The sequence below is a fragment of the uncultured Collinsella sp. genome, assembly GCF_959026545.1.
GTDB lineage: Bacteria > Actinomycetota > Coriobacteriia > Coriobacteriales > Coriobacteriaceae > Collinsella.
Genome location: NZ_CAUFLV010000005.1, coordinates 104,887 through 127,632 on the forward strand (window position 1 = coordinate 104,887; position 22,746 = coordinate 127,632).

General features: G+C 63.4%; 19 protein-coding genes. 12 read left to right on the forward strand and 7 right to left on the reverse strand.

The features are described from left to right. Positions 1-75: 75 nt before the first annotated feature. From Q5Q88_RS04120 to Q5Q88_RS04135, 4 genes are all read left to right on the forward strand, one after another. Entirely contained in the window at positions 76-906 is an 831-nt protein-coding gene (locus Q5Q88_RS04120) for an ABC transporter substrate-binding protein (RefSeq protein WP_294159002.1), read from the forward strand. A gap of 126 nt (positions 907-1,032) precedes the next feature. Further along, positions 1,033-2,421: an amino acid ABC transporter permease gene (locus tag Q5Q88_RS04125; protein WP_294159000.1), complete on the forward strand. Its 1,389-nt coding sequence runs from the start codon at positions 1,033-1,035 to the stop codon at positions 2,419-2,421. 12 nt (positions 2,422-2,433) lie between these two features. Further along, positions 2,434-3,219, forward strand: a complete 786-nt coding sequence (locus Q5Q88_RS04130) for an amino acid ABC transporter ATP-binding protein (RefSeq protein WP_302741911.1) — start codon at positions 2,434-2,436, stop codon at positions 3,217-3,219. 109 nt (positions 3,220-3,328) lie between these two features. Beyond that, positions 3,329-4,177 carry a YaaA family protein gene (locus Q5Q88_RS04135; protein WP_118653259.1) on the forward strand — a complete coding sequence of 283 codons (849 nt, stop codon included), beginning with the start codon at positions 3,329-3,331 and terminating at the stop codon, positions 4,175-4,177. A gap of 20 nt (positions 4,178-4,197) precedes the next feature. Here Q5Q88_RS04135 and Q5Q88_RS04140 read toward each other — a convergent pair whose 3' ends face one another. The 4 genes from Q5Q88_RS04140 to Q5Q88_RS04155 form a co-directional block, all read right to left on the reverse strand. After that, positions 4,198-5,439: an iron-containing alcohol dehydrogenase gene (locus tag Q5Q88_RS04140; protein WP_118653261.1), complete on the reverse strand. Its 1,242-nt coding sequence runs from the start codon at positions 5,437-5,439 to the stop codon at positions 4,198-4,200. A gap of 66 nt (positions 5,440-5,505) precedes the next feature. Next, positions 5,506-6,144: a lactate utilization protein gene (locus tag Q5Q88_RS04145; protein WP_118653263.1), complete on the reverse strand. Its 639-nt coding sequence runs from the start codon at positions 6,142-6,144 to the stop codon at positions 5,506-5,508. 117 nt (positions 6,145-6,261) lie between these two features. After that, a complete protein-coding gene (locus tag Q5Q88_RS04150; RefSeq protein WP_302741915.1) occupies positions 6,262-6,615 on the reverse strand; it encodes a YolD-like family protein in 354 nt (117 codons plus the stop codon). Continuing rightward, entirely contained in the window at positions 6,608-8,098 is a 1,491-nt protein-coding gene (locus tag Q5Q88_RS04155; protein ID WP_302741917.1) for a DNA repair protein, read from the reverse strand. Before Q5Q88_RS04155 ends, Q5Q88_RS04150 begins: the two co-directional genes overlap by 8 nt. 186 nt (positions 8,099-8,284) lie before the next feature. Here Q5Q88_RS04155 and Q5Q88_RS04160 point away from each other — a divergent pair, with 186 nt between their 5' ends. Then, positions 8,285-9,022, forward strand: a complete 738-nt coding sequence (locus Q5Q88_RS04160; RefSeq protein ID WP_118653269.1) for a phosphatase PAP2 family protein — start codon at positions 8,285-8,287, stop codon at positions 9,020-9,022. Between the two features lie 103 nt (positions 9,023-9,125). Further along, positions 9,126-11,291, forward strand: a complete 2,166-nt coding sequence (locus tag Q5Q88_RS04165; protein ID WP_302741919.1) for an NAD(+) synthase — start codon at positions 9,126-9,128, stop codon at positions 11,289-11,291. A gap of 14 nt (positions 11,292-11,305) precedes the next feature. On the opposite strand, the gene Q5Q88_RS04170 is transcribed toward Q5Q88_RS04165, so the two are convergent. Beyond that, positions 11,306-12,166 carry a MurR/RpiR family transcriptional regulator gene (locus Q5Q88_RS04170; protein WP_118653273.1) on the reverse strand — a complete coding sequence of 287 codons (861 nt, stop codon included), beginning with the start codon at positions 12,164-12,166 and terminating at the stop codon, positions 11,306-11,308. A 213-nt stretch (positions 12,167-12,379) separates the two neighbouring features. Between Q5Q88_RS04170 and Q5Q88_RS04175 the strand changes: the two genes are divergently transcribed. The 6 genes from Q5Q88_RS04175 (at position 12,380) to Q5Q88_RS04200 (ending at position 20,870) form a co-directional block, all read left to right on the forward strand. After that, positions 12,380-14,422, forward strand: a complete 2,043-nt coding sequence (locus tag Q5Q88_RS04175; protein ID WP_302741921.1) for a fructose-specific PTS transporter subunit EIIC — start codon at positions 12,380-12,382, stop codon at positions 14,420-14,422. A gap of 106 nt (positions 14,423-14,528) precedes the next feature. After that, the gene (locus Q5Q88_RS04180) at positions 14,529-15,461 is read left to right on the forward strand and encodes a 1-phosphofructokinase family hexose kinase (protein ID WP_118653277.1); all 933 of its coding nucleotides are present in this window, start codon (positions 14,529-14,531) and stop codon (positions 15,459-15,461) included. Between the two features lie 301 nt (positions 15,462-15,762). Beyond that, positions 15,763-16,929, forward strand: coding sequence for a pyridoxal phosphate-dependent aminotransferase (locus Q5Q88_RS04185; RefSeq protein WP_118653375.1), 1,167 nt, complete (start codon positions 15,763-15,765; stop codon positions 16,927-16,929). 148 nt (positions 16,930-17,077) lie between these two features. After that, entirely contained in the window at positions 17,078-18,028 is a 951-nt protein-coding gene (locus Q5Q88_RS04190) for an L-lactate dehydrogenase (RefSeq protein WP_118653279.1), read from the forward strand. Between the two features lie 178 nt (positions 18,029-18,206). Further along, positions 18,207-19,436, forward strand: a complete 1,230-nt coding sequence (locus Q5Q88_RS04195) for a DUF2974 domain-containing protein (RefSeq protein WP_294123295.1) — start codon at positions 18,207-18,209, stop codon at positions 19,434-19,436. 426 nt (positions 19,437-19,862) lie between these two features. Next, positions 19,863-20,870, forward strand: a complete 1,008-nt coding sequence (locus Q5Q88_RS04200; RefSeq protein ID WP_302741925.1) for a nucleoid-associated protein — start codon at positions 19,863-19,865, stop codon at positions 20,868-20,870. 113 nt (positions 20,871-20,983) lie between these two features. Here Q5Q88_RS04200 and Q5Q88_RS04205 read toward each other — a convergent pair whose 3' ends face one another. Together Q5Q88_RS04205 and Q5Q88_RS04210 are read right to left on the reverse strand one after the other, a co-directional pair. Further along, a complete protein-coding gene (locus Q5Q88_RS04205; RefSeq protein ID WP_118653283.1) occupies positions 20,984-21,541 on the reverse strand; it encodes a PTS glucose transporter subunit IIA in 558 nt (185 codons plus the stop codon). A gap of 149 nt (positions 21,542-21,690) precedes the next feature. After that, entirely contained in the window at positions 21,691-22,701 is a 1,011-nt protein-coding gene (locus tag Q5Q88_RS04210; protein WP_118653285.1) for a P1 family peptidase, read from the reverse strand. Between the last annotated feature and the right edge of the window lie 45 nt (positions 22,702-22,746).

Consider the following 22,746-nt stretch of genomic DNA (forward strand, 5'->3'; position numbering starts at 1 on the left):
CTCTCATACGGTAAAGCGTATACTCCTTCCCCAAGCATCTGCTTGTATGCACAAAAGAGGGAAAGGGATGCAATCATGTTGAAGAAGAAGCTTGGCGCGTTGACCGTCGCGATTGCGATGACTGGCGCCTTGGCGCTCACCGGTTGTGGCGGATCTGGCGCCCCGGCAGCGGGTTCCGCCGCCGCCGACGCCGCGACCGATGAGGGCTACACCCTTGTTTCCGACGGCAAGCTGACCATCGGCACGTCCGCCGAGTACGAGCCGTTCGAGTACATGGAAGACGGCGAGTATAAGGGCTTCGACCTCGAGCTCGCCCAGGCCATCGCCGACGACCTCGGCCTCGACCTCCAGATCGAGAACGTCGACTTCGACACCATCGTGCCCGGTGTCGCCTCCGGCGCGAAGTACGACATCGGCATTGCCGCCATCACCGCCACGCCCGAGCGTGAGGACGAGGTCGACTTCACCGATTCCTACTACATGGACGATCAGGCCATCGTGACCATGGCGGACAACGCCGACATCACTGGCGACAACTACGCTGAGGCGCTGGACGCCGAGGGTATCAAGATCGCCGTCCAGTCTGGCTCCACCGCCGAGGCCTTTGCCAAGGAGAACTTCCCCAACGCGACCCTCGTCCCGTTCAAGAACGCCACCGACTGCTTCGCCGCCGTCCAGTCCGATCAGGCCGACGCGCTGGTGACCAACCGCTCCGTTGCCGCTCAGCTGGTCGCAACCTCCTTCAGCAACGAGCAGGTCATCAAGCAGGTCTCCACGGGCGAGGAGTATGCTATCGCCGTCAACAAGGACAACACCGCGCTCAAGGATGCCATCAACGAGTCCATTGCCAAGCTCACCGAGGATGGAACCGTCGACGCCCTCATGGAGAAGTACAACATCAAGTAGCGCACCCGCGCCGCATCAACGCGAGCCCTTCCCGTATGTGCGGGGAGGGCTGTCTGGTATCTGGAGCGCCCTTAGATCGGAAGCGCCATGAGCGCACCGTGACGTGGGCGGAGGAAGGGGAGAACCATGGAGAACACCGGACGGCATTGCGCGTCGACGGGGAATGCGGGGCTGGCCCGCGTCATTCGCTGGGCCATGCACGCGATGTTGCCGTGCTGCGCCGTGCTCGTCGCGTTGGCGGCCGTATGCGCCGTGCCGCGACCCGCTCATGCCTTGGAGGTCCAGAAGCTCACCTGCCGCCCCAACGGGGATTCCGGCAGTGACGTGCTCGGCGGTACGGAAACGCGTATCACCTGGGAGGTGCAGGCAGACACCGATGAGGCCGTTGCCGGTCTTTCGCTCACCGTGCCCGATGGCACGACGTTCACCACCGATGACCTGCGCGTGACGATGCTCTCGGGCGAGGACCTCATGGATCGCGAGTTCATCGAGCCTGATATCGAGACGAATGGGGAGACGCTCGTCCTGACGTTTCCCGAGGCGGCACCCGCGGGTCGGTTCTTCCGTGTCGAGCTGTACGACGTGGTGTTCCCTGCCGCTGGCGGCGAGATGCTCTGCGAGGGCACGTACACGCTCGCCGACGGCACCGAGCACGATGTGGAGGGAATCCCCGCGGTCGAGGTCAAGGGCGTGACCCCGTTCGACCAGTTCAAGGCCTTTCTCGAGGACCAGGCATGGGTCGAGGCGTGGAATTCGAACACGTTTTTGCGCCTGTTCTTCAATCCGGTGCTCATTGTGAGCAGCCTGCCCATCATCTTCTCCGGCTTTCTGATGTCCGTCGCCATCGTGCTGGTGGCGTTCCCGCTCGCCATTCCCTTTGGCTTCATGTTCGCGCTCATGCGTATCTCCAAGTCGCGCATCCTGCGCGCCATCGCGGGCGTCTACGTGAACATCATCCGTGGCACGCCGGCGTTCCTGCAGATTTACATTGCGTTCTTCGGCTTGCCGCTTGCAGGTGTCAATATCGACAACTACACGCTCGGCGTCATCGTCATGGCCATGAATTCCGCCGCTTACCTGTGTGAGATCTTTCGCGCCGGTATCCAGTCCATCCCCAAGGGACAGTCCGAGGCGGCCCGTTCGCTGGGCATGAGTGCCACCCAGACCATGGTGTCGATCATCATCCCGCAGACGTTCCGGAACGTGATCCCCACACTCACCAGCGAATTCATTTTGCTGTACAAAGACACGTCGCTACTTGCGGCCGTGGGCGTCATGGAGATCGTGATGTACGCCAAGACGATCGTGGCCACAACGGGCTCCATCACGCCTTATGTGGTTGCCGCTCTGTTCTATTTGGTGGTTACGCTGCCGCTTGCTCGTCTCGTGAGCATGCTTGAGGCGCGCCTCACCGGAGCCACCGCCGGCACGAATGCCGGACCACAGGGCAAGAAGCCCGCCAAGAGCGCGGGAACGATGGTCCCCACGCCCGCCGATCACATCGCGAACCTGTAGGGAGTGCTTGAGATGAGTGACAACGCAAAGACCGTGGACGTATCCGGTGCGTCTAACGCCTCTGCGGAGGGGCCTGTGGTCCGGATCCGCGGCCTGCATAAGGCATATGGCGACAACGTCGTGCTGCGTGGAATCGACCTGGACGTGCACCGCGGTGAGGTCGTGGTGGTGCTGGGGCCGTCGGGTTCCGGTAAGTCGACGATGCTGCGCTGTGTGAACCTGCTTGAGACGCCCACGCAGGGCTCCATCGTGGTCGAGGGCGTGGATATCACCAAAAAGGGCGTGGATATCAACAAGGTGCGGTCGACGCTCGGCATGGTATTCCAGCAGTTCAACCTGTTCCCGCATCTTTCCGCCAAGAAGAACGTCATGATGGCCCAGCAGAAGGTTCTCAAGCGCAGTAAGGAGGAAGCGGAGCGCATCGCAGTCGAGGAGCTGACCAAAGTCGGGCTCAGCGACCGCGTGGACTTCATGCCTGCCCAGCTTTCCGGTGGTCAGCAGCAGCGCGTTGCCATCGCTCGAGCACTGGCGATGAACCCGCACGTCATGCTATTCGATGAGGCCACGAGTGCTCTCGACCCCGAGCTCGTACGTGATGTCCTGGGTGTCATGCGCGATTTGGCGCGCGAAGGCATGACCATGATCGTGGTGACCCACGAGATGCAGTTCGCCCGTGACGTTGCCGATCGCGTCATCTTCATGGACGGCGGCGTCATCGTGGAGCAGGGCACGCCTGAGGAGGTTTTCGACCATCCCACATCAGAGCGGACCAAGGACTTCCTGGGCCACATCGCCTAGCCGCTGCGCAATTGGAGACGAGTGCCAATTGACCCAAAACGCTCACGGGTGCGGATTTTGGGTATGAGGACCTGATATGTAGCCGCACTGTCTCCTTGGAAGGTCCCCCATGATCCAGGTCATCATCTCCCCCGCGAAACAGATGCGCGTTGACTCCGACGCATTCGCCCCGCGGGGGATTCCTCCGTTCCCGCAGAAGACCGCGCGAATCGTCCGTGCGTTGCGCACGATCGAGGATGAGCGGGGGAGTGCAGGCCTCAAGGAGCTCTGGCGGGTCAACGACAAACTACTCGTCGAGAACATCGAGCGCCTCGCGGAGTTCAGATGCGTGATGGATGGAGGCGAGCTGCGGGATGCCGCCGTGGCACGTCTGGTTTGCCCTGCGATCACATCGTACGTGGGCATCCAGTATCGCAGCATGGCACCCGACGTGCTCGATGCGAAAGCCCTCGAGTGGCTGCAGGCTCACCTGTGGGTGCTCTCCGCGCTCTACGGATGCGTGAGACCCTTCGACGCGGTCCAGCCGTATCGACTGGAGATGGCGGCGAAGCTGTCGATCGACGGAGCGAAGGACCTCTACGGTTATTGGGGCGCTGACATCGCCGCGAGTGTCTGCGGCGCGACCGCGCCCGAGGGGACATGCGACCCCGATATGGCGGGCGCAGACGTCACGGTGGTGAATCTCGCGAGCGTGGAGTACGCGAAAGCGGTGCTGCCCCATCTTCCCGAGGGCGCGTCGCACGTCACGATTGTCTTTGGCGAGGACGTGCGTGCGGGCAAGCCGGTTCAGCGTGCGACGGCGAGCAAAATCGCCCGTGGCAGCATGGTCCGCTGGATGGCCGAGAACTCCGTGGAGGACGCGAGCGCCCTCCAACGGTTTGACGTGGGCTATACGTTTGCCCCGGAACTCTCTCGTGAAGCGGAGCTCAGCCGCACGCTCGTGTTCATGAAACGATGACCCCCTGCCTCAATTGGAGATCACAAGGCGCTCTTGTAGATGGCGCGTGCATCGTCGAGAGTGAGCGACTGGAACGTTCCGAACCTCTCGCCGCGGTTGATGCGCAGTCCGCGGATCAGTCGATCGATGTCGGTCTCCTCGATGCCGAGTTCGCCCAAGGTGGATGGCATACCCATGGAGACGAAGAACTCTTGGAGCTCGTCGATGGTCGCCTCAACGGCGTCGTGTACGGCGCGTTCGGGCGTGATTTCCTCGTCGATGTCCGATAGGTCGTCGACCTCGGGATCGACGGGCTCGATGCCGAAGACTTCGGCGCCGAACGTGAGGAACCGCTCGGGGTGGTTCTGCCACACGTAGCGCATCCAGGCCGGGAAGACGACCGCGAGACCCGCTCCGTGTGTGATACCCGGATCGACGGCGGACAGCTCGTGCTCGAGTCCGTGACAGCTCCAGTCGCCGTCGCGCTTGCCGGGGATGCCAAGGCCGCAGCCGGCGAGGCCGTTGTGGGCGAGTGTGCCGATCCACATGAGCTCCGCGCGGGCATCGTAGTTCTCGGGATCTTCCATCACGATGCACGCGGCATCGATCGCGGCGCGGATGAGACCGCAGGCGATGTTGTCCGTCACGCCGACCGCGGGCTCGCCCGAGAAGAAGCGCTCCATGATATGGGCGATCATGTCGGTGACGCCCGCCGCCGTCTGGTATGGAGGCAAGGTGAAGGTGAGCTCCGGGTCGAGGAAGGCGATGGCGGGGCGGATGAGCTCACTGGTGCATCCGCTCTTGAGGCCCTCGGCATCATTGCTGATGACGCAGGAGTTGGACGCCTCGGAGCCGGAAGCGGGGATGGTTACCACCGCTGCGAGCGGCAGGCAGTGCTCGACCGTCGCCTTTTTGGCCCAGAAGTCCCACGGGTCGCCGTCGTAGCAGGCACCGACGGCGATGGCCTTGGCGCAGTCCATGGCCGATCCGCCGCCCACGGGCAGCACGATATCGACGTCCTCGTGCTTGGCCAATTCAGATCCCTTGCGTACAAGCCCAATCTCCGGATTGGGGCGCACCCCACCCAGCTCGACATGCGCGACACCCGCCGCGTCGAGTGATGCCCTTACGCGGTCGAGTGTTCCCGTGCGCACCACGGAGCCCTGTCCGTAGACGATGAGCGCGCGCCGGTGACCCGCCGCCGCGAGCTCGGTGCCCACGTGGTCGGTGACGCCACGGCCGAATACGAACTTGGTGGGAGAGCAGAAGGTGAAGTTGTTCATGGGGTCCTTTCGAGGTTGGTGCATTTCGCCAGGGACCGGGTGGGTCGCGTGGCGGGGCGGGATGCGCTAGTAGCCGAGGTCTTCTCCCACGAGGATGACGTGGATGCGGCCTTCGTGGCGCGAGTGGCGCGTGATGACCTCCTGGCAGCACATGCATCCTTCCGCATGGCAGTTGGCGCAGACGCCGGTGAGCTCACAGGGGGTATTTGTGTGCAGACGTGCGGCGTTGAGGGGGCATGCGACGGTGTGGACGCGTTTGATGCCGCTCTCCACGTCGGCGACGACCTTGTTCATGCCCGCGATGACGCAGACATGCTTGGGGCCGTGCAGCAGCAGAGCGAGGCGGTTGGCGTTGCCATCGATGTTGACGAGCTCGCCATTGAGCGTGATGGCGTTCGTGCTCATGAAGAACCAGTCCGCGCTCACCTGCCGACGCCACATCTCATCCTGCTCCTCCGGCGTATGGGCCGCCATACGGTCGATCATGGGGTGGCCGTCGGCTGTGAGGGCGTCTTTCACACCGCTTTGGGAGAACGTGACGCTGCCTCCCCAGGTGACACTCTCGCCGTTAGCGACGAGAGCGCGGACGAGCTCGACGGCGTCGGACGCGGTCTCGCAGTAGTGGCCGATCATGTTGCGCAGGGCGAGCTTCTTGATGATGCTTTCCGCCGTGGTGCGGTACGCTGCGCTTCTCACGTTGTCCATGGTTCCTCCTCTGTCGACGCGGGGTGGTTTCTCACAGGCGGTTCCCCTCCGCGGTTGCCTACACATGCACCCATTGTGGCACGCTCGATGCGGTTGATGCTCCCTCGCCGCCATGTGTTACCGCTTGATGGCGAGGATGTCGTCGAATCCTATGACGGTTTTCACGACCTGCAGCCTTCGATAGGCGAAATCGATATGGGCTATCACGCCCGAGACCGTGTGGTAGGCATCCCAGTCGTAATAGGTCACGCGTACTAGGTCGCCCTTCTTCACCTGTATGATGGTACGGGAGAGCTCCAGGGCCTCTTCGTCGGTGAGCTCATGTCGCGGCTCGGTGATGCGTTCCTGCTGCCGCGCGAGCTCATAGTATCCGGTGAGCGCCGCAAAGGGCATGAACTGCGAAGCGCGGCTGGCGCGCGGTCGGCCGTTCGCCGTCAAGCCTGCCGCGTCTGGGCGCATGTCGTCATGCATGATGTCCTCCAACTTGGTCGTTGCGCTCCCGCCCCGTAGCCTCCGGGCGCAAGCTCCTGCCCTTCACCAGGGCGTTCTTTCCATAGCGACCTTTGACGTCGATGATCGTCTTTTGCAGGTCGCGCTCGCGTGCCTCGGCCTCGACATCGGTGAATAGGTCGATGGTCGCGAGTTCCTCGGGCAGCAAGTCGCCAAAACCGATATTGACGCGTTTGATGGGCCGTCGAGGGTCGACGGATTCGGCGTAGAGGGATTCGAAATGGGCCATGAGCTTCTTGCGCGAGTTGGTGCGCTCACCGAGCTTTCGCTGCTTGCCTGCGTGCGCGTAGCCGCCCTTGCCACCCACGCGCCGCGTGCCATGTTCGCCGGTGATAAGGGTCCCGCGCGGCTCGTTCTCGGTTATGAGATCGCGAGTCCCCGCTGCCGCCATCCCCGTCGTTGCCGCGCTGTGCTGCGGCCGCGAGGTCCTTCGCGGGATGTCCTCGGCCGTGCTGCTGCGCCGGTTACCGCAGCCGTCGCGGTACGATGCGCTGCCGCTCGCGTCCAGTCGTCGGACTTCGCGCGCCTCGCTGCCGTAGCCCACGTACAGTGATATGGAGCTCGCCACGACGCCCCGGTCCACCAAATCGAGCACGGACGCGTCGACCATCTCGCGAAGGATGGTGAGCCCTTCGCTATAACTATAGTTTCGTGCCAGCACCTGGCCGTTCACCATCGAGGTCGCCTGCGGGCGGTACGCCTGTATCTCGGCGATAGTGCACGGCTCCACGCCGTGCGCATGGTCGATGAGATACTCCGCGTTCACGCCGAATTCGCGGTACAAGATCCGCTCGTCGAGCGCAGCGATGCCCATGAGGTCGTGCACGCGGTACTTGGAGAGGCGCTCCGCTATGCCCGGGCCTATGCCCCAAATGTCCGTGATGGGGCGGTGCCTCCAGACCTCCGCCCGGAATCGCTCCTCGTCGAGGATGCCGATGCCATCTGGGTCGTGCTTGGCGGTGATGTCGAGGGCGACCTTGGCGAGGAAGAGGTTGGGTCCGATGCCGGCGGTGGCGGTGATGCCCGTACGGGCAAGCACCGCGCTGCGCAGCTCATCGGCGAACTCGCGCGCGGTGAGCCCGTAGAGTGAAAGGTAGGGGGTGGCGTCGATGAAGCATTCGTCGATGGAATACACATGGATATCGAGTGGGCTCACGTACTCGAGGTAGATGCCGTATATGCGTGCCGAGATCTCCATGTAGTGACGCATGCGGGGCTTGGCGGCCACGTAGTCAACGTGCTGAGGGATCTCGAAGAGTCGACAGCGATTGCGGATGCCGAGTTTCTTCATCGCGGGGCTGATGGCCAGGCAAATGGTCGAACGCCCTCGTGTGGTGTCGGCCACCACGAGATTCTGCGTGAACGGGTCGAGCCCGCGGGCGGCGCATTCGACGGAGGCGTAGAACGTCTTGAGGTCGATGCAGATATAGGTGCGCTCTCCCATGTGTCTCCCTTCGAACGTGTGTTCCAGAACCTTTGTTCGATAATAGAGATTCGTCCGGACATTCGTCAAATGCCCGTGGGAGCTGTGGGTTTGGCGAAAGGCCGCTGATTGTCGCCCTGCGCGGGTACAATGCCGCCATGGAAACGGCACAACATGTTCGGCGGGCGTGGCCCCCCTGGAGGCAGGATGGTTGAGGAAAAGCGGACGCGTCTCATCGACGAGCCCTCGCACGATGATGGCCCTTTGCACGAGGGGACCATGGGTGCCCGCCTGTGCTCGCTCGTGATGTCGAATCGTCGCACGGCGATCATGGTGCTCTGCCTGCTGGTGTTTCTCGTCTTGCTCAACCGCGTGTTGGCAGGGGAGATCATGGCCCTCGACCGAGCGGCTATCGCGCTCATGGTCGACCATGTGCGCGCCGCATGGTTGACGCCCATCATGGAGGTCGTTTCGTTCCTGGTCACCCCGGTCCCACTCATCGCCTGCATCTTCGTGATTTCCCTGGGCGCCCGGGCGCGCGGTCATAAGGGCGTGGGGGTGTTCTGCGCGGTCAATCTGGCGTGCTCGACCGTCCTGAACCAAGCGCTCAAGTTCGCCATACAGCGCCCGCGCCCCGACATCTCCCTCAGGCTGGTCGATATCGGTGGATTCAGCTTCCCCTCGGGGCATTCGATGGCGGCCATGGCGTTTTTCGGCCTCCTCATGTGGCTCACCTGGCGCTTTGTCGATGATCGTCGTCTGCGCGCCGCGCTGTGCGTCGTCCTTGCCCTCATGGTCGTTGCCGTGGGGTTTTCCCGCGTCTACCTGGGAGTGCACTACGCTTCGGACGTGATAGGCGGTTTTTGCGCTTCTATGGCCTGGCTGGTCGTGTACACCAGGGTCGCGGGCCCGCTATTTGCGCCGCGGCGCCCCAACCGCGTCTAGCGGCCGACGGCGCACGCCGGCGCGCGGGTTTGGCACGGGCGATCGGCGAGGACAGCGGGTACAATGAAACGCATATGAACCGAGGACAGTTCAGGAGGCTCGCATGGACGAGTTGAAGCTTGCAGGCGCCGAGATGGCCACCACGGACGCCGGCGACGGGTTCCTTCGCATCGCGGCGGCGACACCCGAGGTGCGCGTGGGCGACGTGAGGGCCAACGCCGAGGCGATCCTCTCGTGCGTGTGGCGCGCGGCCGATGAGGGCGTGCGCGTCCTCGTATTGCCCGAGCTGTGCCTCACGGGGTATACCTGCGCTGACCTCTTCCATGATCGCGCTTTACTGCGCGCATGCGAGAACGCCCTCGCTTGGCTGCTCGAGCGGACGTGCGAGCTGCCCGTGTTCTACACGGTGGGCATGCCGTATGCGAGTGGGGAGAGCATCTACAACTGCGCCGCCTGCTGCTGCGCGGGCCAGCTGCTCGGCATGACCGCCAAGACCCACCTGCCCAACTACCGAGAGTTCTACGAGGGTCGCTGGTTCACACCGGCACCTTCGGGACCGTATTTCATGATGCGTCCCATCGCCCATCGGATGGTTCCCCTCGGCGCGGGGCTCGTGTATCGCTGCGTGGACGAGGGGTGTTCGGACGTGGCGATCGGGGTCGAGATCTGCGAGGACCTCTGGGTTCCCAATCCGCCTTCCACGTCGATGGCGCTCGATGGCGGGGCGACCGTGATCTTGAACCTCAGTGCGAGTGACGAGGTGATCGGCAAATCCGCGTACCGTCACGACCTCGTGCGCGGCCAGTCCGCCCGTCTGTACAGCGCCTACGCCTACGCCAACGCGGGGGAGGGCGAGTCCACCACCGACCTCGTCTTCGCGGGTGAGAACCTCATCGCCGAGAACGGATCCCTGCTCGCCCGCACTGAGCTGTTCACGCGCGACATGGCCGTGGCCGATGTAGACCTCGACATGCTGGTCGCCGAGCGCCGCCGTTCGAACACGTGGGCGCGCCCGGCGGGTGAGGAAGCCCCTTGTCGCGAGGTGAGCTTCTCCTTTGGCGGCATGGGCGGCATGCTCGACCCGGCGACCAAGATGGGGCAGGCCGTCTTGTCCTGCACCTTCGCCGTCGGCGACGATGGAACCCGCCCGACCCCGGAGCAGGCCGCCGAGATGGACGGCTTGTCACCGGTGCGCGCCTACCCCATCACGCGTTCTGCGCTCGAGACCTCGCGCATCGCGCCGCGCACTCCGTTCGTGCCCGCGGGCGAGGCCGAGCGAGCCGAGCGCTGCGAGACGATCTTCAACCTGCAGGCGGCCGGCCTCAAGACGCGCCTGGCGCACACGTTCACCAAGCATGCGGTGATCGGCCTGTCCGGTGGTCTCGACTCGACGCTCGCCCTGCTGGTCACGGTGCGCGCCTTCGACGCGCTGGGGCTGCCGCGCTCCGGCGTCCACGCCGTGTCCATGCCGGGCTTTGGCACCACGAGCCGCACCAAGTCCAACGCCGAGTGCCTTGCCGAGCACCTCGGCGTCGACTTCCGCACCATCGCCATCGGCGAGGCGGTGAGCCGCCACTTCGCCGACATCGGCCACGACCCGAGCGTGACCGACGTCACCTACGAGAACGCCCAGGCGCGTGAGCGCACGCAAATCCTCATGGACCTCTCCAATGAGGTCGGCGGCTTCGTCATCGGCACGGGCGACCTCTCGGAGCTCGCGCTCGGATGGGCCACGTACAACGCTGACCACATGAGCATGTACGGCGTCAACGCGGGCGTGCCCAAGACGCTTGTGCGCCATCTCGTGGCATACGCGGCCGATGTCTTTGGCGGCGAGACCGCGGTGACCCTGCGCGACGTGCTCGACACGCCGGTGTCGCCGGAGCTTTTGCCGCCCACGGGCGACGGCGAGATCGCACAGCGCACCGAGGATCTGGTGGGTCCCTACGAGCTGCACGACTTCTTCCTCTACCACATGCTGCGCCATGGGTTCGCACCGGGCAAGATCTACCGCATGGCGTGCCGCACGTTCGCCACGCCCGCGGATGGCGGCCCGGTGGCGGGCGCCGCGCCCGCCTACGAGCCGGCGACGATCCTGTATTGGCTGCGGACGTTCTACCGCCGCTTCTTCGCCCAGCAGTTCAAGCGCAGCTGCCTGCCCGACGGCCCCAAGGTCGGCTCGGTGAGCGTGAGCCCGCGCGGCGACTGGCGCATGCCCAGCGACGCCTCCGCAGCCCTTTGGCTCGAGGAGATCGATAGTCTGACATAGGGACCGCGCTCGACTTACTCCATCTCCTTGTCGGGCTGGATAAGCTCCTCGTAGCCGCTGATGGCATCGCGCGCGCCGGGCAGCACCGAGAGCAGGAAGCTGTAGATGACCTCGATGATGAGGGTGGCGGAGATCTTGGAGAAGGTGAAGTCCACGGTGGTGAGGAGCGCCTCGTAGTTGACGGTGCGCAGCACGATGTCCGCGAGGCGCGCGAGCGGGGCGTGACTGTTGCCGCAGATGAGGATTACTGTGGCACCGCCGCGCTTTGCCGCGTGGGCGATGCGTTCGAGTCTCTGCGACTTTCCCGAGTTGGAGATCAGGACGAGCACGTCGTTCTCGCGCATGGTGAGGGCGAGCGAGGTCGAGCTCTCCGTGATCGTGTTCGCCACGCTCCTGATGCCGAGCTGGCCGAATTTGATCGCGGCGTCGATCGCCACGGCGTTGGTGTTGCCCACCGCGGCGAACATGATGAGGCCCGCATGCGAGAACAGGTCGACCACGCGGCGCATGGTCGCCTCATCGAGCGCGTCGAGCGTCGAGGCGATCTCGAGCTGCTTGGCGTTTTTGATGTTCGCGAGCGATTGGGCGAAGTCGCCGAGCGAGACCTCGCGCGTGACCTGCTCATCGTCCTGGACAGCGAGGTCGCGGGCAAGGGAAAACTGGAACGAGCGGAAATTCTTAAAGCCGAGCTTCCTGCAGAAGCGGGACACGGACGCCTCGGACGTGCTGCTGGCACGGGCGAGCTGCGCCGAGGTCATCTGGGGCGCGCGATCGGGGTTGGCCAAGATGAAGTCGACGATGCGCTGCTCGCTGTCGAGGAAGCGACGGCTTGAGGTGATGAGCGGGAGTGCGCTCGGAAGATCTTGGGCGGTCATGACTCTCCTTAGGGGGTTGCCTTTCCTTTATGATACCCAATGACTGATTTCTTTCATTAACAATGCCGTAAATGGAAGATTCTTGCCGTTCACGGCTGTTGAAATACCTTTCACAGAAGATTTAATATATGAAAGAAACCAATCAAACCGCTGCATGGTAGATTGAAGCTGTCAGAAAGCACCGAAGGGGTGCACGAGAAGTAGGGAGGGAACATGGCAGAGAAGTACGACATCATCGCTGCCACAGGCTGCCCCACGGGCATTGCCCACACCTTCATGGCGAAGGAGGCGCTCGAGAAGGCTGCGGCCGAGCGCGACCTTACCATCAAGGTCGAGACCCACGGTCAGGTGGGCGTCGAGAACGAGTTGACCCAGGCGGAGATCGCGGCCGCACGCGCCGTCGTGGTCGCCGCCGACAAGGACGTCCAGGCCGAGCGTTTCGCCGGTAAGCCCATGGTTTCCGTTGGCGTCTCTAAGGCGATTGCCGTCGAGCCCGCCGGAGCCCTGATCGACGCAGCCCTCGCCGCCAAAGCCGATCCCGCCGCTGCGGCTGCGGTCGCCGTCGCCGAGACCGCTGAGGCCGAGAAGGAATCGATTGGCCATCAGCTCTACAAGCACCTCATGAACGGCGTGTCCCACATGTTGGTGTTCGTCGTCGCCGGCGGTGTCCTCACGGCCATCTCGTTCCTGTGGGGCATCACCTCGTTCGACTCCACCGCGGCCGACTACAACACGTTCGCCGCGATGCTCAAGACCATCGGCGGCACCGCCATGAACCTCATGGTTCCTGTGCTCGCCGCCTACATCGCCGAGTCCATCGGCAAGCGCCCGGCGCTCGTCCCCGGCTTCGTGGCCGGCATGATCGCCATCCAGGGTCTTCCCGTGAACCCCGCGACCGGCCTCATCGACGCCGGCGGCTCCGGCGTGGGCTTCGGCTTCCTCGGCGGTATCGTGGGCGGCTTCCTCGCCGGCTATGTCATCCTGCTGCTCGAGAAGGTCTTCGCCAAGCTGCCCGCCAACCTCAACGGCTTGAAGGCGATTTTCCTGTACCCGTTGTTCTCGACGCTCATCGTCGGTCTCGTGATGCTCGGCATCTCCGGTCCGATGGTTACCATCAACAACGCCATGATGGACTTTCTGCGTAGTCTGCAGCACGCCGGCGCCATTCCGCTGGGTATCGCCATCGGCTGCATGTGCGCCGTCGACATGGGTGGCCCGGTCAACAAGGCGGCCTACGTGACCGGCACCATGCTGCTGGGCGCCGGCCTCGAGGCTGGCGTGGGCACCGCGGAGTACGCCGACGGCACCGCGTTCATGGCTGCCGTTTCCGCTGCCTGCATCGTTCCGCCGCTGGTCACGAGTTTCGCCGTCATTGCCGGCAAGAAGTACTTCTCCCAGGAGGACCACGATGCCGGCATCGTCAATATCATCTTGGGCTGCACGCACATCACTGAGGGCGCCATTCCGTTCATGACCAAGAACATCTGGCCGGTCATGCCCATCATGATGCTCTCCGCGGCGATTGCTTCCGTGCTTACCCTGCTCTTGGGCGTTCACGTGCCCGCTCCGCATGGCGGCTTCTTGGTCCTGCCCGTGGTCGATGGCGGCCTGCAGTGGGTCCTCGCCATCCTCGCCGGCACGGTCGTGGGCGGCATCCTGTTCACCGCGTTCAAGAAGGCCGAGTGGACGAAGGCCCAGCGTGAAGCCACGGCCGAGGTGGCGGTCAACGATGCCCCCGCTCCTGTCGACGCTACCGCTGAGGCGGCTGAAGCCCCTGCTGAGGTTCCCGTTGACGCCGACGACTCCGAGGGCTTTGTGAAGGACTCCGATGTCCTGTCCGCCACCGATCTTGACCGCGACGGTGCCCTTAAGGCGATCACCGCCCACGCTGTCGAGGCTGGTATCGCCAGCGACTCCGATGCCCTGCTCGCCGCGTTCCTCAAGCGCGAGTCCGAGGGAACCACGGGCATGGTCGATGGTTACGCCATCCCGCATGCCAAGACCGATGCGGTGGTGCGTCCCGCGGTGGTCGTGCTCAAGGCCGCAGATGGTGTCGCCGCGTGGGATACCATGGACGGCGCTCCTGTGACCTGCGCCATCGCCCTGCTCGTGCCGGAGTCCCAGGCGGGCACCGCTCACCTACAGATCCTTTCCAAGGTCGCCACGGCCCTGACCGACGATGTCTTCCGCGCCGCCTGCAAGGCCGAGGACGATCCCGCGAAGGTCGCCGGTCTTATCAACGAGCGACTGGCGTAGGACTTCCTCGCAACGCTTGCCTGTCGGTCGGCGGCGCACCTCACCGCGCCGCCGACCTTCTCATTCATTGCCCTCTGTGCCCGAGGTCGTAAGAAAGGGGCGGCACATGATCTACACTCTCACTCCCAATCCGGCCATCGACTACAACATCTGCTGCGATGGCCTGCAGCCAAATACGGTCACCCGCACGCGCGATGCCGTGTACACGCCCAACGGCAAGGGCCTCAACGTCTCATTCACCCTCGACCACTATGGCGTCGATACGGCGATTCTGGGTTTCTTCGCTGGATTCTCCGGCCGCTACATCGTCGAGGGCGCGCGTGAGCTCGGCGTCGGCGTCAAGCCTGTTTGGACCGAGGGCATCACGCGCGTGAACGTCTTTTTAAATGCCGGCCCCGATACCGAGTACAACATGGTGAACGCCGGTGCCGCGATCACCGCGGCGGACGAGCAGGCCATGTTCGACCTTATCAGCGGGCTTGAGGACCTCGACTGCCTGGTAATCTCGGGTTCGCTGCCGCCGAATGCTTCCGAGGGCTTCCTGCGCGGCGCCATCGAGCGCGTTCGCGCGAAGGGCGCCCAATTCGTACTCGACATCTCGAGCCCTCAGCTCGCTGAACTTCTCGAGCTCGAGCCGCTGCTCATCAAGCCGAACGATGACGAGCTTCGCGACATCTTCGGTATCGACGTCACCGCCGGTGATGATGCCTCCGTGGCGGACGCTATGGCGGAGCTGCATGCTCGTGGCGCGCAAAACGTTCTGCTCACGCTTGGTGGTGCCGGAGCGTATTTCTCAAATGGGGAGCACTTGTGGTTCTCCAACCGCACCTTCGATGTGGAAGTCCGCTCCACGGTGTGCGCCGGCGACTCCTCGCTCGCTGCCTTCCTTTCCATTTGGTTTGCCGAGCGCGACCGCGTGGAGGACGCGCTGCGCCGTTCGATGGCGACGGGCGCCAATGTGGTCGAGTGTGCCGGACTGGGCGACTTCGCCCATGTTGAGGAGTACGAGAAGAATATCGAGGTCCGTCAGGTCAAGTAGCGGGACGCTAGTTTCGACCCTTGGTGGCTATCGGGCCCGGCCATGCTCATTGTCCAGTGGAACCGCGTTTTGGCCTCGTCGAATCGTTCGGCGGGGCCTTATTTTCCCCGTTCGTTCCCCTCTGGGGGCAACAGGCGCATAATGGATGAAGCGCCCAACGTGGTGGGGTTGCCGATCCCGTCACGGGGCCTCGCGTCCGTGCGTCGGCCGTCGCCCTTGAGTAGGCGCGCGGCACCGCATGAGATCGAACGCCCCGAAGGCGCACGACATGCAACCGCTGCGCACGAGAAAGGACCAGTTCATGCAGTTCTCAAGCCGTCTCGACCGCTTTGGCGCCGAGGTGTTTTCCTCCCTCAACGCCCGCCGCGTCGCCCTCGAGGAACGGGGCCGTACGATCTACAACCTTTCTGTGGGTACGCCTGATTTCGCCCCGTACCCGCATGTCGTGGAGGCGTTGACCGAGGCCGCTCAAGATCCGCAGATGTGGAAGTACTCCCTGCGCGACGTGCCTGAGCTCAAGCAGGCGGTGTGCGACTACTATGCCCGTCGTTTTGGCGTCGAGGGCATCACGCCCGACATGGTAGCCTCGTGCAATGGCACGCAGGAGGGCGTGGGGCATTTGGGCCTCGCCTTGCTCGACCCGGGCGATACCATTCTCGTACCCGATCCGTGCTATCCCGTCTTCGAGGCGGGCGCTAAGATCGCCGACGCCGAGCTCGCCTATTACCCGCTCGATGCCGAGCATGATTTCCTGCCGTACGTGGCGGGCATCGACCCCGCGGTGGCGGACCGCGCCAAGTACATGATCGTCTCCCTTCCGGCAAACCCCGTGGGGTCTGTGGGCAACGATGCCCTCTACGACGAGATCATCGCGTTCGCGCGCGAGCACGACCTGCTCATCGTCCACGACAACGCCTACTCCGACATCGTCTTCGACGGCCCGCGCGGCGGCACGTTCCTCGCGCATCCCGGCGCGCTCGAGGTTGGCGTGGAGTTCTTCTCGCTTTCCAAATCGTTCAACGTCACGGGCGCGCGCATCGGCTTTTTGGTGGGTCGCCCCGATGTGGTCGCCGCCTTTGCCAAATTGCGTAGCCAGATCGACTTCGGCATGTTCCTGCCCATCCAGAAAGCCGCCATCGCCGCGCTCACCGGACCACTTGAGGAAGTTGAGGAACAGCGCCTCACGTATCAGGAACGTCGCGACGCCCTGTGCGATGGCCTCGAGCGCCTGGGTTGGGAGCGCCCCAACGCGCATGGCTCCATGTTCGTATGGGTCAAGTTGCCCGGTGGCCGTACCGATTCGATGGCATTTTGCGAGGAGCTCATGGAGAAGGCCGGGGTTATCGTGACGCCCGGTGCAAGCTTTGGGCCCCACGGCGAGGGGTATGTCCGTATGGCGCTCGTTCTGCCGCCTGAGGGCCTCGAGCGCGCCGTCTCCGCCATCGAGGAGGCGGGTATTTTAGGGTAGGTCCCAGCGGGGGCATGTCTTATAATCGGTTTTGCAAGTTTTCACAAGTGCAAATTCGGCGAACGTGTCGAGTGGTACCGTGAAGTGTCGCAAATAACGTAATTGGTAATTGCTCGCATGGGTCGAGCATTGGAAAGGAAGTATTCACATGGTTAACGATCGTAAAGTCGCCGTGATTGGCTGCGGGTTCGTCGGCTCGTCCTCGGCATTCGCCCTTATGCAAAGCGGCCTCTTCACCGAGATGGTCCTCATCGACGTCGACCGCAACCGCGCTGAGGGCGAGGCTCTCGACATCGCCCACGGCGTCTCCTTCGGCAGCCCCATGAAGATCTACGCCGGCGACTACTCCGACGTCTCAGACGCCGCCGTCATCGTCGTTACCGCCGGTGCCGCCCAGAAGCCCGGCGAGACCCGCCTCGACCTCGTTAACAAGAACGTCGCCATCTTCGGCAGCATCATCCCCCAGATCCGCGAGAGCGGCTTCAACGGCATCCTGCTGATCGTCTCCAACCCGGTCGACGTTCTCACGTACGCCGCCATCAAGATGAGCGGCCTGCCCGAGCGCCAGGTCATCGGCTCGGGCACCGTACTCGACACCGCCCGCCTCAAGTACATGTTGGGGGAGCACTTGAGCGTCGATCCGCGCGACGTTCATGCCTACATCGTGGGTGAGCACGGCGATTCCGAGGTCGCCGCTTGGTCCAGCGCCACGGTCGCCGGCGTGCCGCTGAATGATTACTGTGAGCTGCACGGTCATTTTGACCATAAGGCCGCGGAGGCTCGTATCGCCGATGATGTGAAGAACAGCGCCTACGAGATCATCGAGAAGAAGCGCGCCACCTATTACGGCATCGCCATGAGCGTGCGTCGCATTTGCACCGCCATCATGCGCGATGAGGACACGGTCCTGCCGGTATCCAGCCTCATGGTGGGAGAGTACGGACTCAACGACCTGTGCATCTCCGTGCCGACCGTCATCGGCCGCAACGGCGTGGTGACGCGCGTTCCCGTCGCCCTGTCCGATGATGAGAACGCCGAGTTCCAGAAGTCCGCCGCCGCCCTCAAGGCCATCATCGACGACGCCGGTCTCAACGACTAACGTACTTGTGGGGACGGGTGCATAGTGTGTGCGTCCCTCGTCGAGAGCATGTCCAGGCCCCCGGTTCCCTAGCGGGAGCCGGGGGTTTCTTTCGCCCGCGCCTCGTCGCCGTGGGCTTTTGGGTGCACGCACGGGCTAGAATGGTCCAAACGGATGGTCGATGGGAGGCGGACGCTCCATGGAAGAAAAGGGAAAGCTGTCGCTCAAGGCAAAACCCGCCGGGAATTTCCTGGATTACGTGCGTACGGCCATGGATACGTTCGAAGAGCGTCCCCTGTGTACGGTCGACAGCCTGGTGTTCTCCTGGCTCTCCTACACGCACGTGGGGCCTGAGCTCACGCGCGCGTGCACGGTGCGCGGGGTCGCCCTGCATGAGCTCCTCCGAGCTGAGGATTTCGACGATATGTTCGGAACGAGCTGGGATGTACAGGGCAGCCGGGACCTCCTATTCGCCGTATGCGCGAGCCCGCGGTTTCGGTCGTGCCGCCTGTCCATCTTGCGGTTCAGGACGGACAACGTGAGCGAGGAGCAATTCGCCGCCATGACGTTTCGGCTTCCCGACGGTTCGTCCTATATCGCGTTTCGCGGGACTGATTCCACCGTTGTGGGCTGGAAGGAAGACTTCAACATGACCTTCCTGAGTCCCGTTCCCGCCCAGGAGGAGGCTGCCGCATATGTAGACGATGTTGCCGAGCTGACGTCCGGCACGTTGTACGTGGGTGGTCATTCCAAAGGCGGAAACCTCGCGGTGTACGCCGCCGCCATGTGCGTGCCCGTGCACCGGGAGCGCATCCGGCGCGTATTCTCTCACGATGGTCCGGGATTCCATCGCGAGTTCTGCGCCGCGGAGCCCTATCGTCGCATTATGCCCATCATGGAGAAGACGGTGCCCAAGTCGACCATGATTGGCGCCGTGCTTTCCGAGGCGCCGGATTTCACACCGACTATCGTCGAGAGTGACGGCATGTCGATGCTCCAGCACAATCCCTTCCTCTGGGCCGTGGACGTCGATGCCGCCGAATTCGTGCGGGCAGATGGCTATACCGCATCATCACGGCTCTTCGATGCAACCCTCGACGCATGGATGGACAAGTACACGCTCGCCGAGCGCGGTAGGTTCGTCGATGCGCTCTTCGACGTCATCGGCGTGACGGGTGCCACGCATTTTTCGGATATCATGGCGGATCGCAAGACGAATGTGCCGCTCATGCTCAATGCCGTCGAAACGCTCGATGAGGACCTGCAGCAGTTCGTTAAAGACGTGGTCATATCGTTCGTGAAAACGGCGACGGTCGAGCGTGCCGCGGGGGCGGCGAGCGGCATCATCGACTCCCTCAAGAGCGCGCATCCAGCCTTTGGGGCAATTGCGCAGCGTGTTGGCGATGGGGAGATGAACGTCCGGTCGTGACGGGGCGATCGCTCCTTCGGCAACGCCTCCGATGATAATGACTTTCATGCTCGGTTCCTTTCGTTGGGGCCCCGGTGGTTGTCGGACAATCTGGTGTGTACAGGTGGACCGGATGTAGGCATCGCGGGTTGCGGGAGACGTGGGGCTTTTGGACGATGCGACACCTCTGGCGGTAAGAATGTCGAAAATCCTCCGGTTTTCAGACTCTGTTATCAACATTCTTACCCTCGATTGGCAAGTAAGCATGCCGACGGTGCCTCGTGGTTGCGCTAGCCTTTCGCTTGCATCGGGGTGTGCGCCCCGGGTGTCCTATCGGTATCTACCATACGCAAATGCCGTCTCCTTGTCTGTGACTTCGTCACCAAGGCGCTGCAAACAGCCGCGGGTATAATGGCGAAGTTCGGATGATACAGAAGGGACCGCTTCGTGAAGATCAACCACGCCATCCTGCATATCCTCGACTTCGACTCCGCCGTCAATGTGCTGAGCGAGCGTGAGCTCGATTTCGATACCCGTGCCGTGCGCTCATTCGCGAGCTCCCATTTGCGTCGAGCCCGCACGAGCGTCGACAACCGCCGCGCCGCCTTCGCGCAGGACAGCGCGTTTGCCGGCGAACTCAAGGGGTATTTCTTCGGCGATCGTGAGTTCGTCGATCTCTCGCAGCAGATCGCGGAGTTCTTCGCCTCCGAGCTCTCGAAGGCTGACAAGCTCGAGTCCACCGACGTGCTCGTGGCCGATTTCGAGGACGACGACGATGTGCGCTGGTTCGCGGTTCTACTCATGGCGAGCCGCACCGCGTTCATGCACGAGGTGGCGCGTGAGGGAGGCGAGGTTCGCAACGACATCGCCAAGCGCTATGCCATCCTGCCCGGGCCCTCGCAGAAGGTATCCTCTTACGCGCTCGTCCGTGCGAGCTCCATGGAGGCGTTCTACGTGGATAAAAAGCGCAAGATCATGGGCGAGGACACGTTCGTGATTCCCGATGGCCTGCTCCAATGCGAGGGTGGCGTCTCGGGCAAGGAGGTCATCGAGGCGGTGACCCGCATCGTCGAGGAGGTCGCCGAGGAGCATGGGGCGAACACCGCGGTGGCACTCGCGAAGGCGAAGGCCGCCGTCGCCGAGAAGGTCGAGGTGGATGAGGAGATCGCCCCCTGGGATATCGCCGAGGACATTTTCGAGGACGAGCCCGTACTCAAGGAGCGTGTGGAGGAGCGCGTGCGTGAGGAACGCCTACCCGAGCGCGTTGCCGTCGAGCGCGCCGTGGTGGAGCGCGCACCGGTGCGTAATCATAAGATCCGCACCGATACGGGTATCGAGATCAGCTTCCCTGCGGAGATGCTCAAGGACACCGAGTACGTTCAGTTCGTGAACGAGCCCAACGGCCTCATCTCCATCGAGCTGAAGAACATCGGCAGCATCGAGAACAAGAGCTGATCGTCCAAGGCGAAAGGTTGCCAAACGGCCCGGAAGGCGTAACGAACGTACTGCCTTCCGGGCCGTATGCGTGCCCGGTTCTTGCTGAAACGGGACGTTAGATGCGGAGCGGATTACTTTACGAGCATGAGTGCATCACCGACCTTGACGAGCGGGCGTCCGCCAAGCAGTGTGTTGGAGGAGCCCACGAGGTCGATGGACTCGAGCTCATCGGGGTTGCTCACCACGCAGGTGACCACGTCATCGCAGCCCGCGGCCTTGATTGCCTCTTGATCGAAGGACAAGATCGGCTGCCCGGCAACGACGATATCGCCCGCCTCGACATAGCGGATGAAGCCCTTGCCGTCCATGTTGACGGTGTCCAGTCCAATGTGGACGAGGATCTTGGCACCTCCCTCGGTGAGCATGCCGATGGCGTGGTTGGTGACGGTGACCGCGTCAATGCGGCCGTTTGCAGGTGCGTACACGACGTTGCCAACGGGCAGGATGCCGTAGCCCTTACCGAGTAGCCCCTGGGCGATGGCTTCGTCGTCGATCTCCTTTTGGCTCACGAGCATACCCGAGATGGGCGCATACACGGTGTCGCCGCGCGTGGCGAACATCGCCGGCACCGGCGTTTGGGCATCGTCGGTGCTGTGGAACACGCTGGTGATTTTGGAGATAAAGCTCATTGATTGCCTCCTGTGGCGAGCGATGCGCGCCGAGTCCTTCGGCGCTTAAGACGTGTTAATCCTAGCCGATTTCGGGCTCTCGAGCGGGGACGCGGCAAGCGGAGCGGCCAACGGTCGCGTCATCGCCATATCATGGCGCAGGCCGGCGATTATGAAGCGGCGAGATCGCGGTGGGCCGGCAGGCCATGCAGCCCCGTAGCCTCGGTACATCCGGCGACGATAGCCGCCTCGAGCGTCCTGGTCGCCATGAGTCCGAGAAGGTCGATGGGGATTGCGGCGCTCGTCTCCTCATCGAGCTCGCCGCTCGCGAGGATGTAGATCGTGTCGCCGTCATTGCTGGTGTGGGTGGGGCGGATGGTATGCGCATAGGCGTCCGCCGCCATTTGGGCAACCTTGGTGGCATGTGCCTTGGTGAGGTGTGCGTTCGTCACGATGCAGGAGATGGTGGTGTTCGTGCGGTCGAGCGGCATGGTCAGCTGCTCCGCCATGTCGAGCATCGCTTCCTCCATGTCGACGATCTCGGCTCCGTCGGTGCTGGTGCGCATACCCGCGATGGGGGAGAGCGTCGCGGGATCAATCACGTTGCCCACGGCGTTTACCGCAGAGATGGCTCCCATCTGAAGAGCGCCCAGCTGGAAGGCGCGTGCGCCAAGACCCGATTTCATGCAGCGGTCGGGTCCGCCGAGTTTGCCTACGGTGGCTCCGGTGCCCGCTCCGACGCATCCTTCGGCAAGGGGGAGCGATGAGGGTGTGACGAGCGCCTCGCGCACCGCCATGGCGCCGTCGAAGCTCGTGGGGCGCGCATGAGGGTTGGCGAAGGCGAGGTCGAACAGGCAGCTGGAGCACACGATGGGAACACGGCCTACGCCCACATCGAGCCCGATCCCGTGCTTCTCGAGCTCGGTGGCGGCTCCGGAAGCGGCCTCGAGTCCAAATGCCGATCCGCCGCTCAGTATAACGGCGTGCACCTTGTCGACGGTGTTTTCCGGCCTAAGTAGGTCTGTTTCGCGTGACGCCGGTGCCGCGCCGCGCACGTCCACACCACCCGTCGCCCCTTCGGGCGCGATGATCGCGGTGCACCCGGTGCCTCCAGCTCGGTCCGTGTAATGCCCGAACTTGAACCCCGGGATGGACGTGATGGGAATGGGGGTGAGGCTCATATCAAATCCGTTCTTCTGGAAATATGATGTAAGCGAGGCGGGGGT